Here is a 13,379-nt window from a genome sequence, read left to right as displayed (position 1 = left end):
TCATGAGCGTCACCGATCCGGTCGCCGTACGACCGCCGCGCGATCCGGCACTGGCCCTGTGGCTCGTGACGGGTGCCTGCTGGCTGGCAATGGCGGGGCTGCTGGTCACTGCCGACATCAACATCGCGAACCACGACGTTGTCATCGAGCACTCGCACCTGTGGCTGCCCCTGCGGCTGCTCGCTTTCTCGGGGGCCTGGCTGGTGATGATCGGCGCGATGATGCTGCCGAGCACGGTGCCGATGGCACGGATGTTCTGGGCGGTGAGCAACCGTCAAGAGCACCCCGGTCCGGCCAGGACAGCCTTCATGGCGTCGTACCTGCTCGTCTGGATCGGCTTTGCACTGGTCGCGCTGGCGGGCGACACCAGGGTTCACTGGACGGTCGACCACTCGGCCTGGCTGCGTGACCGTGAGCCGCTGATCCTGGCGGCGACGCTGGTCCTGGCCGGGGTCTACCAGCTGACCCCGCTCAAGGACGCCTGTCTGCGCGCGTGCCGTTCGCCGCTCTCACTGGTGGGTCAGCACTATCGGACAGGCGCTGCGGGGGGGTGGCGGGTCGGGTTCGCGCACGCGCTGAACTGCCTTGGCTGCTGCTGGGCCCTGATGCTCCTCATGTTCGCCACGGGAGTCGGCAGCCTCCTCTGGATGCTTGGCCTGACCGCCGTGATGGTCGCCGAGAAGACCACCCGCGAGGGCGCCCGGCTGGTGCGACCCGTGGCTCTCGGGTTCATCGCCTCCGGGGTGCTGATCGCCGCACCTGTCTTCCTGGGGTGACCTGCGGGTGGACGTGGGAGCACAATCGATCCAGGTGAGGGGAACACCATGAGGGCACGACAACCGGACAGCTCGGGGTACGCCGTCAATGACGGAGTGCGCGTCTACTACGAGGTGCACGGGGAGGGCAGCCCGACCATCCTGCTGATGCCGAGCTGGGCGATCTCCCAGTCGCGGATGTGGAAGATGCAGGTGCCCTACCTGGCCCGGCACTTCCGCGTGGTCACCTTCGACCCGCGGGGCAACGGTCTGACCGACCGGCCCGACACCGACGCGGCGTACGACGCGGACCGGATCGTCGAGGACACCCTGGCTGTGATGGACGCGACCGACACCGACGCTGCGGTGTTCGTGGCGCTGTGCACCGGCACCATCTGGTCGACGCTGCTGCACGCGCGTCATCCCGAGCGGATGCTGGGCCTGGTCGCCATCTCGCCCAGCGTCATCAGCGACCCTCCTGTGCGTCAGGCACGCAGGACCCACGACTTCGAGATGGTCCTCGACACCGAGGAAGGCTGGGCCAAGGAGAACCGGGCCTACTGGAAGCGCGACTGGGAGGGCTACATCCGCTTCTTCGCGGAGCGGATGGTCACCGAGCCCTTCTCCACGAAGGTCTACGACGACATGGTGGGCTGGGGACTAGACACCGATGCCGAGACGATCCTGCACGACGAGGACTCCTCCAACTCGCTGATGCAGATGTCGATGGAGGAACGAACCGAGCTGTGCACCTCGATCCGCTGCCCGGTGCTGGCCATCGGCGGCACCGATGACGAGGTCATCCCGTCGGGACGGGCCACTCGGCTCGCCGAGGTGACGGGCGGCGACCTGCTGATGATCGGTGGTGGCGGCCACCTCCCGCACGCACGACACCCGGTCGTGGTCAACCATGCGATCAAGGACTTCGTGGACCGGATCATCCCGCCCCCGCCGCGCGCCACCCCGTGGCTGTTCGCCCGCGAGCGGAGGCGCAGGGCGCTCTGGGTCTCGTCGCCGATCGGGCTGGGTCACGTGCTGCGCGACCTTGCGATCGCCCGTGCGGTGAGGGAGCGGGTCCCCGACCTCCAGATCGAGTGGTGGGCGCAGCCGCCCGTGACGAACGTTCTCGCGGCCGCCGGCGAGATCATCCATCCGGTCAGCCAGGAGATGGCGTCGGAGACCGAGCACTGGGAGAGCGAGGCCTCCGACCACGATCTGCACGCCTTCCAGGCGTTCCGGAACATGGACGAGATCTTCTGTGCCAACTACCTGCTCTTCGACGAGGTCGTCCGCGAGACGCCGTACGACCTCTGGGTGGGGGATGAGTCCTGGGAGGTCGACCACTTCCTGCACGAGAACCCCGAGCGCAAGATCGCGCCGTACGTCTTCACCACCGACGTCGTGGGCTTCCTGCCGGTCGACCCGGAGGGCGACCTTCGTGAGGTGGAGGTCACCGCCGACTACAACGCGGAGATGATCGAGCACCGGGCGCGGCATCCCCGCGTGCGCGACCTCTCCCTCTTCCTCGGCTCGGCTGCCGAGCTGCCGACGAGCTCCATGGGACCGGGCCTGCCCGGTGTCCGCGAGTGGGCCGAGGACTGGTTCGAGATGGTCCCGTACGTACTGCCGTTCGACCCGCGCGACTACCGAGACCCGATCGCCCTGCGGAATCGGCTCGGCTACCCGCAGGACGTGCCGCTGCTCGCGGCCGCGGTCGGCGGTACGGCGGTGGGACGGCCACTCCTGGACCTCGTTGCCGAGGGGTTCGGCCATCTCCGCAAGGAAGTTCCAGAGGCCCGGATGGTGATGCTCACCGGTCCCCGGATCGCGCCGAGTGACATCAGCGACGTCGAGGGCCTGACCAAGCACGCCTACCTCGAGGAGGGTTTCGCGCACCTCGCCTGCGCTGACACCGCCGTCGTCCAGGGCGGCCTCTCCACCACGATGGAGCTGGTGGCGGCACAACGGCCGTTCCTCTACTTCCCGCTGGCACACCACTGGGAACAGCAACACTTCGTCACCCACCGCCTCGACCACTACCGGGCCGGAACCCGCATGGACTACGCGAGCACCAGCCCGCCCGACCTGGCGACTGCCATGCTCAGGTCGATGCAGCGCCGGCCGAGATATCGGGCCGTACGCCGCGACGGGGCCGACGTCGCCGCCGAGCGGATCGTCTCACTGCTGCGGCGCTGACGATGGAGTCCGGGCACAGTCCTACGACCAATGGACAACAGCAATTTCTCAGGGTCGCGCCGTAGGTTGGCGATTCAACTGCAGGCGATCCCGGGAGGGTCCGTGGCCGAGAACGTGAGTGCAAGGTCGGTCGGTGCGTCGCGTCGTGCCGTGGTCGGAGGCGTGGTGGGCCTCGGGGTCGGCGTACCCCTGCTCGCCGCGTGTGGCTCCGGCAGCGGCGACGGCGGAAGCGGCGGCACCAGCACCACCGCCTCGGGGCCGATCGGCAAGGCCGACGAGGTGCCGGTGGGCGGCGGCAAGATCTTCGCGGCCGACAAGGTCGTGGTGACCCAGCCGACCGAGGGGGCCTACAAGGCGTTCAGCGCCGTGTGCACCCACCAGGGCTGCGTGGTCGCCGAGATCAAGGGCCAGGACATCGACTGCACCTGCCACGGCAGCAAGTTCTCCATCACCGACGGCTCCGTCGTGCAGGGCCCGGCCACCAAGCCGCTCGAGGCACTCAAGGTGACCGTCAAGGGCGGGGAGATCAGCGTCGCCTGACGCCTCAGGCAGGTGCTTTCACGCTGAGCACAGGGCAGGGCGCGTCGAGCAGGATGTGCTGCGCGGTGCTCCCGGTGATCACCTTGCCCACCGGTGATCGACGGCGTACGCCGATCACGATCAGGTCGGCCGCGTTCTGCACGGCGACCCCGAGGATCGCCTCCGCAGCACTTGAGCCGTCGGTGGGCTGGTACACCTCGTGCTCGATCCCGGCCTCGGCGAGCTCGGCCTCGATGGCGTCGATGTCCTGCGACGTGGCGAAGTTGGGGTGGGCGTAGTCGCCGTTGCGACCCGTGTTGACGACCACGACGCGGGCCGACTCGGACCTGGCCCACGCCTTGGCGTGCTCGAGGGCGGCCACACCCTCGGGCGTCGGCAGGTAGCCCACGACGATGGTGCCGAGCAGGCTCATCTCAGGCTCTGCTCGTCCTCGGGCACCGTCATCGCGCCGGTCATGATGGCCACGGCGTCCTGCATCGAGTGTGTCTCCGGACTGATCACCGCAGCCCGGCCACCGAGCCGCTGCACGTGGATGCGGTCGGCGGTCTCGAACACGTTGGGCATGTTGTGGCTGATCAGGATGACGCCGAGACCCTGCTCGCGCAGGTCGCGGACGAGGCGCAGCACCTGCGCCGTCTCGCGTACGCCGAGAGCAGCAGTCGGCTCGTCGAGGATGGCCACCTTGCTGCCGAACGCTCCCGTGCGGGCCACGGCGACGATCTGCCGCTGACCTCCGGAGAGGGTCTCGACCGACTGGTTGATGTTCTGCAGGGTGGAGATGCCGAGGCTCTTGATGTGCTCCTCGGCGTGCGAGCGCATCGCCTTGGTGTCGAGCATCCGCAGCACCGAGCCGGCGAAGCCCGGACGTCGGATCTCGCGCGCGAGGTAGAGGTTGCTGGCGATGTCGAGGGCGGGCGCGACCGCGAGGGTCTGGTAGACGGTCTCGATCCCGGCCACGCGCGCCTCGGCTGTGGACTTGAAGGCGACCTGCTTGCCGTCGACCTTCAGGGTTCCGCGGTCGGGGATCATCGCCCCCGACAGGCACTTGATGAGGGTGGACTTGCCGGCGCCGTTGTCCCCGATCACCGCCAGCACCTCGCCCGGGAAGAGCCGCAGGTCGACGCCGCGCAGGCCGACGACCCGGCCGAACAGCTTGATCATCCCCTCGGCCTCGAGGATCGGCTGACCGGAGTAGTCGGGGGCGCTGCGCTTCTCGGTGGCGGCCTGGTCGGTGGCGGTCTGGTTCGTGGCGGTCTCGCTCTGGCTCTCGCTCATACGGAGTCCCCTCGGAATCGTGGGCTGGAGGAGCGCAGCGGGGGAAGCACTCGATGTCGTGGGGTGTTCATGCCTTGACCCTCCTGATCCACTGGTCGACCGAGACGGCGAGGATCACCAGGACGCCGGTGGCGAGCACCTGGTAGTTCGGGTCGACTCCGGCCAGCGCCAGCCCGCTGTTGAACACCTGCACGATCAGTGCACCGATCAGGCTGCCGATGACGAGTCCGCGGCCGCCGAAGAGGCTGGTGCCGCCGATCACGACGGCGGTGATGCTCTGCAGGTTGTAGTTCAGCCCGGCGTTGGGGTCCGCACCGCCGACACGTCCGCAGACGATCCAGGCGGCGATCCCGACGGTGAAGCCGGCCACGACGTAGGCACTGAGCAGCACCCGGTCGGTGGCGATACCGGCGAGCTGGGAGGCCTCACGGTCGTCACCGGTGGCGTAGAGATGTCGCCCCCAGGCGGTGTTGCGCAAGGCGAACCCGACGCCGGCGTACAGCAGCAGCATCAGGATGACGCCCCAGGTGATGCTGACGCTGCCGATGCTGATGGTCTTTCCCGTCCACACCAGGAAGGCGTCGGGACCGAGGGCGATCGTCTGGCCGGCGGCGTACAGCAGGGAGACGGCGGTGAAGATCGAGAAGGTGCCCAGGGTGACGATGAACGGCGGCAAGTTCAGCCTGGTGACGAGTGCGCCGTTGAGCAGTCCGGTGAGCAGCCCGACGCCGATGCCGATCAGCAGCGCGATCGGGCCCGGGACGCCGTGGTCGTTGTTCAGCTTCACCATCACCAGGCTCGAGAGCACCATCGCCATGCCGATGGAGAGATCGATGCCGGCCGTCAGGATGATCACCGTCTGTCCCACGGCAAGTGCGGCGACGACGGCGACCTGCTGCACGAGCAGGGAGAGGGCCTGGGGTCGCAGGAAGTTGTCGGCGAAGATCCCGAACACGATCACGGCCACGATCAGCACGATGAGCGGGCTCAGCGCCGGGTTGCCGTGCAGCAGGTGCTGGACCCGCTGCGCGGGCGTGTGCCGAGTGGGCAGCAGGTCCTCCGCCGACGCCGGTGTCTCGGCGGTCTGCGACGCGTCGTTGCTCACGATGTGCTCCTCTGCTCGTCCACTGTCATCCGCCGGCCGTGCCCCAGCACGCCTTCTTGCCCTCGGCAGGCGTCTGGCTCTCGATCCCGGGCAGCGGCTTCGCGGTGACCAGCTTGGTGCCGGTGTCGAGGTAGTCCTCCCCGGGCGGGAGTGAGGGCGCCTGCTGGCCCTTGCCGATCTTGGCGACCGCGTCGACACCGAGCTGCGCCATCTTGCCCGGGTACTGCGTTGCGTCGGCGGCGAAGATGCCGCTCTCGACGTCGGACATGCCCTGGCAGCTGCCGTCGATGGAGACGATGAACGTCTTGTCCTGGTGGTTGTCGGCCTTGAGGGCGGCGTAGGCACCCTCGCCGGCCGGCTCGTTGATCGTGTAGACGACGTTGATGTCGGGGTTGCGCGAGAGGCACTGCTCCATCGCCTTGCGACCGCCGTCGACCGCGCCCTGCGTCGCCTGGTGGCAGGCGATCGTGTAGCTGCCGCCCTTGCCGCCGGAGTACTTGCCCTTGCGGGCCTCCTTGGCGTTCAGCGTCTTGCTGCCCGGGTCGATGCCCATGCCGGTGAGGAAGCCGTGGTCGCGGTCGACGTCGACGGAGACGACCTGGTCGTCGTAGAGGTCCAGCATCGCGATCACTGCGGGCTTCCCGGCGAGCCGCGAGGCGGCGTACTGACCGATCAGCTTGCCGGCCTGGAAGTTGTTGGTCGCGTAGGTCACGTTGGCCGTCTTGGCCGGGTCGAGCGGAGTGTCGAGGGCGATCACGAACAGCCCGTAGGCCTTGGCCTGACGCAGTGCGGCGTTGACCGCGGGACCGTTCGACGTGATCAGGATGCCCTTGTCGCCGCGGGCGATCGCGGTGTCGATGGCGTTGATCTGCGACTGGGTGTCGCCGTCTGCCTGTCCGGAGGCGACCGACAGGTGGGTGCCGTTCTGGCCGGCGGCCTTCTGCGCGGCCTGCTTCATCGACACGAAGTAGGGGTTGGTCTGTGTCTTGATGATGAGGGAGACACCGGTCTTGTCGCCGTTGCCGCCACAGCTGGAGAGCAGGGCCACGAGGCAACCGACCACCACCACGCTGAGGACGCGACCGACTCGCGACACGTCGTTGCGGTGATGCCTGATCATCCGGACCTCCCCGAGCTCACGTTCAGGTCTAGTGCCCGGGACCACTGCACCGCAACCCTCGGCGGACTGGTCACGCTGTACGCCGCCGCCCGAGTGTGGTCTGCAGGACGTCGCTGACTCTCTCCACGACGGTGTCGCTGATCCGCGGGTAGATGGGCAGGGACACGACCTGGTCGACGAGTGCCTCGGCCCCCGGGAATCCGGACGGCGGGACCTCGCACACGTCGCGGCAGAAGGCGATCCGGTGCAGGGGAGGCACCGGATCGACCGTTCCCACCCCTGCGTCGGCCAGCGCCCGGACGACGGCGTCGCGCTCGGTCCGGGAGCGCCCGATGCGCACCGGGTACTGCTGCCAGGCGTGCTCGCCCGTGCCGGGTACCGGGCGATGCGGAAGCGTGAGATCGGGGATCTCGGCGAGCCGTTCGTCGTACCGCCGAGCCAGCCGCTGGCGTCTGAGCTGGCGCGAGACGAGGCGCTGCAGGTGGTCACGACCCATGGCGGCGCTCTGCTCGCTGAGGCCGGACTGCAGGCCTCCCTCGCGGAGCACGTGCGGCCCGACGTGGCCGTGCCGGACGTGGCGACGTGCGGCCGGGGAGATGCCGCGCTCCCTCGAGTACCGGAGCAGCGCCGCTCGGCCCGGGTCGTCGGTGGCGATCATGCCGCCTTCGCCGATCGGCAGGTTGGCCGTGGCGTAGAAGCTGAAGCAGGCGGAGCCCGCGGCACCCACGCGCTGCCCGTCGAGCCAGCCACCGACAGCGGGTCCCACGTCCTCGACCACGGCCCCGGCCGGCACCCCTGCTGCCTCGGCGAGGGGCGACACCTCCGACTGGTCTCCGGCCCAGTGCACCACCACGAGGGCGCGCATCGGACCCAAGCGGGCCGCCTCGCCGGCCTGCTCGACCGTCGACAGACCGGTGTCCGCGGCCACGTCGAGGAGCACCGGCCTCAGGCCGGCCCGGAGGACGGCCTGCACCACCGAGCACGGCGCCATCGTCGACACGGCCACCCGGGAACCGTGCGCGAGGCGCAGGGCACGCAAGGAGAGCTCGACCGCGGCTGCTCCCGAGGAGACACCCACTGCCTCCTCGGACCCGATGTAGGCGGCGAACTCGCGCTCGAACGCCGCGACCTCGTGGCCGTTGCTCCGCCAGCCCGACGGCAGCACCCGCTCCGGCGGCACCGGGCCGGGCAGCCAGCGCACGGCATCGACGGGCGCGATCCGCGGCGGATCCGGCTGGCTGCTGGGCAACGGGTGCCACCCGGTGCGGGGGCGGAACGGGAGTGCACGCGGCGGCGGCGTCTCGTCGCCCGGACGTGGAAAGTTGATCACGCAGCCCCCTGTCAGCAGTGCTCAATGCACGCAGCGGGGTCTGGGCTGCTCCCGAGTAGATCCAACCGTGGGCTGGACCTGACCTCGTGCCGAGTATTCCACGTGTGGCAGGGGTGATCCAGTGCGTGCACGTCGCCGTGATCCTGACACCGGGCCCTCGTAGGGTTGGGGCGTGGCCGACCCGTCGACGTACCGTCCGAAGCCCGGGTCGATCCCTACCCAGCCCGGTGTCTACCGGTTCCGCGACAAGGACGGTCGCGTGATCTACGTCGGGAAGGCCGTCAGCCTCCGGTCGCGGTTGTCGTCGTACTTCCAGGACCTGGCCAACCTGCACCCGCGCACCGCCACGATGGTGACGACCGCGGCTTCCGTGGAGTGGACGGTGGTCGCCACCGAGGTCGAGGCCCTGCAGCTGGAGTACTCCTGGATCAAGGAGTTCGACCCGCGGTTCAACGTGAAGTACCGCGACGACAAGTCCTACCCCTGGCTGGCGATCACCATGAACGAGGAGTTCCCGCGGGTGATGGTCGGCCGCGGAGCCAAGAAGAAGGGCGTCAAGTACTACGGCCCCTACAGCCACGCCTGGGCCATCCGCGACACCGTGGACACCCTGCTGCGTGTCTTCCCGATGCGCTCGTGCAGCAACGGGGTGTTCAAGCGGTCCGGGCAGATCGGCCGGCCATGCCTGCTCGGCTACATCGACAAGTGCTCCGCGCCGTGCGTGGGCCGGGTCGACGCCGACGAGCACCGTCGGATCGCGGAGGACTTCGCCGACTTCATGGGCGGTCGCACCGACGCCTTCGTGAAGCGCATCCAGCGGGAGATGTACGCCGCGTCGGAGGCCCAGGACTACGAGAAGGCCGCCCGCCTGCGAGACGACCTCGGCGCGCTGCACAAGGCGCTCGAGAAGCAGGCCGTCGTGTTCGGCGACGGCACCGACGCCGACGTCATCGCGCTGGCCGAGGACCCGCTCGAGGTCGCCGTGCAGATCTTCCACGTCCGCGCCGGACGCATCCGCGGCCAGCGCGGCTGGGTGGCCGACCGGGTCGAGGACCTCGACACCCGTGGACTGGTCAGCGAGTTCCTGCTCCAGCTCTACGCCGGCGAGGACGGCGACTCGATCCCGCGCGAGATCCTGGTGCCCGCCATGCCCGACGACGCCGAGACCTTCGAGCAGCTGCTCTCGGAGAGCCGGGGGAGCAAGGTCTCCATCCGGGTGCCCCAGCGCGGTGACAAGCGGACCCTGCAGGAGACGGTCGCCCGCAACGCCGGACAGTCGCTGGCCCTGCACAAGACCAAGCGGGCCAGCGACCTCACCGTGCGCAACCAGGCGCTCGAGGAGATCCAGGAGGCCCTCGACCTGCCCGGGGCACCGCTGCGCATCGAGTGCTACGACATCTCCAACCTCCAGGGCACCGAGGTGGTCGCCTCGATGGTGGTCTTCGAGGACGGCCTGCCGCGCAGGAGTGAGTACCGCCGGTTCGTCATCCGAGGGGTCGACGGACAGAACGACGTCGCCTCGATGCACGAGGTGATCACGCGACGGTTCCGCCGGCTCCTCGACGAGCGGATCGACACCCCCGAGCTGACCGGGGGAGAGGTCGACCCCGAGGACCGCGGGCCGATGCTGATCGACCCCGACACCGGCCGCCCGCGGAAGTTCGCCTACACCCCGGGCCTGGTCGTCGTCGACGGTGGTCCGCCCCAGGTGGCGGCGGCCAACCGCGCGCTCGACGAGCTCGGCATCGACGACATCCCACTGTGCGGCCTGGCCAAGCGGTTGGAGGAGGTCTGGGTGCCCGGTCAGGCAGACCCGGTGATCCTGCCCCGCTCCAGCGAGGGCCTCTACCTGCTCCAGCGCATCCGCGACGAGGCGCACCGGTTCGCGATCACCCACCACCGCTCGCGGCGCTCGAAGACGATGGTGGAGAGCCTCCTCGACGACGTCCCGGGGCTCGGAGAAGTGCGGCGCAAGACCCTGATCAAGCACTTCGGGTCGCTCAAGAAGCTCCGGGCTGCCACCATCGACGAGATCGCCGAGGTGCCGGGCATCGGCACGCGCACTGCCACGGCGATCGCGGACGCCGTCGCGGCGTCGCCGAGACCCACCTCCGTCAACACGGCCACCGGAGAGATTCAGGAGCACTGATGGCACCCGACAGCACCCCTGCCGGGCTCGAGGAGCACCAGGGTGAGCTCGTCATCGTGACGGGGATGACCGGTGCCGGGCGCAGCACGGCGGCCAAGGAGCTCGAGGACCTCGGCTACTTCGTGGTCGACAACCTGCCCCCCGAGCTGGTCGGCGACGTGGTGCGCCTGGTCGACGAGAAGCAGGGCGTGAGCCAGCCGGTGGCGGCAGTGGTCGACGTCCGTGCCGGCGTGTTCTTCGACTCCCTCCGCGCGCAGCTGGCGGCGAAGTTCCCGACCCGGCGCACGACGCTGCTCTTCCTCGAGGCCTCCGACGACATCCTGGTGCGTCGCCAGGAGGCGGCCCGGCGACCGCACCCGCTCCAGGGCACCGGGCGGCTGCTGGAGGGCATCAAGCAGGAGCGAGCAGTGATGGCGAGCCTGCGCGGCGACGCCGACCTGGTCATCGACACCACGCCGTTGAACGTGCACCAGCTCACCGACAAGGTGGCCAACGCCTTCGGCACTCCCGAGACGGTGAAGCTCCGGATCACCGTGGTCAGCTTCGGTTTCAAGTACGGCGTCCCGGTCGATGCCGACCTGATGGCGGACATGCGCTTCCTGCCGAACCCCCACTGGGTGCCCGAGCTGCGTCAGCGCACCGGCATGGACGCTGACGTCGCGACGTACGTTAAGGACCGGGGAGACGCCCAGGAGTTCCTCGAGCGCTACGTCCCGGTGATCCAGACGGTCGGCGCCGGCTACCTGCGCGAGGGCAAGCGGTTCATGACCGTGGCGATCGGCTGCACCGGCGGCAAGCACCGCAGCGTGGCGATGACCGAGGAGATCGTCGCCCGACTGCGTGCGGCCGGGCTGGAGGCCGAGGCCACCCACCGCGACCTCGGGCGGGAGTAGCCGGGGTGCGCTGGTCGACGGAACCCTCGGTCGTCGCCCTCGGCGGCGGCCACGGTCTGGCGGTGTCACTGACCGCCCTGCGCGGCGTGACCACCGACCTGACCGCGGTGGTCACGGTGGCCGACAACGGCGGCTCCTCGGGCCGGTTGCGCGACGAGTTCGGCGTACTGCCTCCCGGTGACCTGCGAATGGCGCTGGCCGCTCTGTGCGGCGACGACCGGTGGGGGCAGACCTGGGCCCGGGTGCTGCAGCACCGGTTCTCCTCGGACGGCGAGATGGACGGCCACTCGATGGGCAACCTGCTCATCGTCACCCTGTGGGACCTGCTGCACGACCACGTGGACGGCCTCGACTGGGTGGCCGGGCTGCTCGGTGCCCGCGGCCGAGTGCTGCCGATGGCGCTGTCACCACTGGACATCACGGCCGAGGTGAGGGGAGCCGGCGACGACCCCGAGGAGGTCACCACCGTCCGTGGCCAGGTGGAGGTGGCGACCACGCCCGGCAACGTCTTGTCGGTCGCACTGGACCCCGAGAACGCCGCGGCCTGCCCCCAGGCGATCGAGGCCATCGGCGAGGCCGACTGGGTGGTGCTGGGTCCGGGGTCCTGGTACTCCAGCGTCATCCCGCACCTGTTGGTGCCCGACCTGCGCGACGCCCTGTGCCGTACGCCGGGCAAGGTGGTGGTCTCGATGAACCTCGAGCCCCATCTCGACGAGACCCGGGGCTACGACCTGGCCGACCATCTCGACGTACTCCTCCGGCACGCGCCTGACCTGGCCCTCCACGCCGTCCTGGTCGACCCGAGCGCGGTGCACGACGGCGATCGTCTCCGGGCCACCGTCGAGGCCGCGGGAGCTCGTCTGGTGACCACCGATCTTGCCGCGGTACAGCCCGGTGTCCACGATCCGCAAAAACTTGGCTCTGCGTACACGCGTTTGTTCGATGGGAACTAAGGTGACGACATGGCGATGACGGCACAGGTAAAGGCAGAACTGGCCAGCACGACCGTGACAAAGACCTGTTGCCGAAAGGCCGAGGTGTCCTCGATGCTCCGGTTCGCCGACGCCCTCCACCTGGTCAACGGCGGCATCGTCGTCGAGGCCGAGCTGGACACCGGCGCCGCCGCCCGACGGATGCGCAAGGACATCGCAGAGGTCTTCGGGCACCATCCCGAGGTGGTGCTGCTCAAGGGAAGCGGGATCCGTCGTGGGTCCCGTTACATCGTCCGGGTCACCCGCGAGGGTGAGTCGCTGGCCCGCCAGACCGGGCTGATCGACCAACGCAACCGCCCGGTGCGTGGGCTGCCGCCGGTGGTCGTCAACGGCTCCGGCTGCGACGCCGTCGCTGCCTGGCGCGGCGCCTTCCTGGCCCACGGCTCACTGACCGAGCCCGGCCGCTCCAGCTCGCTCGAGGTCACCTGCCCCGGTCCGGAGGCCGCCCTGGCCCTGGTCGGCTCGGCTCGTCGGCTCGGCATCTCCGCCAAGGCCCGCGAGGTGCGCGGCATCGACCGGGTGGTCATCCGCGACGGCGACGCCATCGGCCAGCTGTTGACCCGCCTCGGCGCCCACGAGTCACTCCTCGCGTGGGAGGAGCGGCGGATGCGGCGCGAGGTCCGCGCCACCGCCAACCGACTCGCCAACTTCGACGACGCCAACCTGCGTCGCTCCGCCCGTGCCGCCGTTGCCGCCGGCGCCCGCGTCGAGCGAGCGCTGGAGATCCTCGGCCCCGAGATCCCCGACCACCTCGGCCAGGCCGGCCGGCTCCGGCTCGAGCACAAGCAGGCGTCGCTGGAGGAGCTCGGCCAGCTGAGCGAGCCGGTACTCACCAAGGACGCGATCGCCGGTCGCATCCGCCGCCTGCTGGCGATGGCCGACAAGCGGGCCGAAGAGCTCGGCATCCCCGACACCGAGTCGTCGCTGACCCCGGAGATGCTGGCCGAAGAGGCCTGAGCTCCCACCGGTCCTGGGACCGGTCCCCGGACCAATCCTGGGGTTACTCGCACGTACCCCGGACGGC

At 69.7% G+C, this 13,379-nt stretch carries 12 protein-coding genes; 7 read left to right on the top strand and 5 right to left on the bottom strand.

The window, feature by feature from the left end; all coding sequences use genetic code 11:
* Positions 1-2 precede the first annotated feature (2 nt).
* From H976_RS24700 to H976_RS0105625, 3 genes are all read left to right on the top strand, one after another.
* Complete coding sequence (locus H976_RS24700; protein WP_051276264.1) at positions 3-776, top strand: DUF2182 domain-containing protein; 774 nt, start codon at positions 3-5, stop codon at positions 774-776.
* A 48-nt stretch (positions 777-824) separates the two neighbouring features.
* A complete protein-coding gene (locus H976_RS0105630) occupies positions 825-2,951 on the top strand; it encodes an alpha/beta hydrolase (protein ID WP_027860754.1) in 2,127 nt (708 codons plus the stop codon).
* A gap of 102 nt (positions 2,952-3,053) precedes the next feature.
* A complete protein-coding gene (locus H976_RS0105625) occupies positions 3,054-3,491 on the top strand; it encodes a Rieske (2Fe-2S) protein (protein ID WP_231388798.1) in 438 nt (145 codons plus the stop codon).
* Between the two features lie 4 nt (positions 3,492-3,495).
* Here H976_RS0105625 and H976_RS0105620 read toward each other — a convergent pair whose 3' ends face one another.
* The 5 genes from H976_RS0105620 to H976_RS24690 form a co-directional block, all read right to left on the bottom strand.
* Positions 3,496-3,903, bottom strand: coding sequence for a universal stress protein (locus H976_RS0105620; RefSeq protein ID WP_027860752.1), 408 nt, complete (start codon positions 3,901-3,903; stop codon positions 3,496-3,498).
* Positions 3,900-4,766, bottom strand: a complete 867-nt coding sequence (locus H976_RS24695; protein WP_081682695.1) for an ATP-binding cassette domain-containing protein — start codon at positions 4,764-4,766, stop codon at positions 3,900-3,902. Before H976_RS24695 ends, H976_RS0105620 begins: the two co-directional genes overlap by 4 nt.
* A gap of 67 nt (positions 4,767-4,833) precedes the next feature.
* The gene (locus H976_RS0105610; protein WP_027860751.1) at positions 4,834-5,871 is read right to left on the bottom strand and encodes an ABC transporter permease; all 1,038 of its coding nucleotides are present in this window, start codon (positions 5,869-5,871) and stop codon (positions 4,834-4,836) included.
* A 25-nt stretch (positions 5,872-5,896) separates the two neighbouring features.
* A complete protein-coding gene (locus H976_RS0105605) occupies positions 5,897-6,991 on the bottom strand; it encodes a substrate-binding domain-containing protein (RefSeq protein WP_027860750.1) in 1,095 nt (364 codons plus the stop codon).
* A gap of 70 nt (positions 6,992-7,061) precedes the next feature.
* Positions 7,062-8,321 carry a DegT/DnrJ/EryC1/StrS aminotransferase family protein gene (locus H976_RS24690; protein ID WP_051276259.1) on the bottom strand — a complete coding sequence of 420 codons (1,260 nt, stop codon included), beginning with the start codon at positions 8,319-8,321 and terminating at the stop codon, positions 7,062-7,064.
* Between the two features lie 172 nt (positions 8,322-8,493).
* Here H976_RS24690 and uvrC point away from each other — a divergent pair, with 172 nt between their 5' ends.
* From uvrC to whiA, 4 genes are read left to right on the top strand one after another with little or no spacing between them, the layout of a single operon-like run.
* The gene (gene uvrC / locus H976_RS0105595) at positions 8,494-10,470 is read left to right on the top strand and encodes an excinuclease ABC subunit UvrC (protein WP_027860749.1); all 1,977 of its coding nucleotides are present in this window, start codon (positions 8,494-8,496) and stop codon (positions 10,468-10,470) included.
* Positions 10,470-11,363 carry an RNase adapter RapZ gene (gene rapZ, locus H976_RS0105590; protein WP_027860748.1) on the top strand — a complete coding sequence of 298 codons (894 nt, stop codon included), beginning with the start codon at positions 10,470-10,472 and terminating at the stop codon, positions 11,361-11,363. Before uvrC ends, rapZ begins: the two co-directional genes overlap by 1 nt.
* Positions 11,364-11,368: 5 nt before the next feature.
* Entirely contained in the window at positions 11,369-12,316 is a 948-nt protein-coding gene (gene yvcK, locus H976_RS0105585) for a uridine diphosphate-N-acetylglucosamine-binding protein YvcK (protein WP_027860747.1), read from the top strand.
* A gap of 9 nt (positions 12,317-12,325) precedes the next feature.
* The gene (whiA, locus tag H976_RS0105580; protein WP_027860746.1) at positions 12,326-13,312 is read left to right on the top strand and encodes a DNA-binding protein WhiA; all 987 of its coding nucleotides are present in this window, start codon (positions 12,326-12,328) and stop codon (positions 13,310-13,312) included.
* Positions 13,313-13,379: the final 67 nt, after the last annotated feature.

Origin of the sequence: Marmoricola sp. URHB0036 (assembly GCF_000426045.1) — a bacterium.
Taxonomy (GTDB): Bacteria; Actinomycetota; Actinomycetes; order Propionibacteriales; family Nocardioidaceae; genus Marmoricola.
The sequence above is the reverse complement of the archived record's forward strand: the minus strand, read 5'-3'. Positions and strand labels throughout refer to the sequence as shown.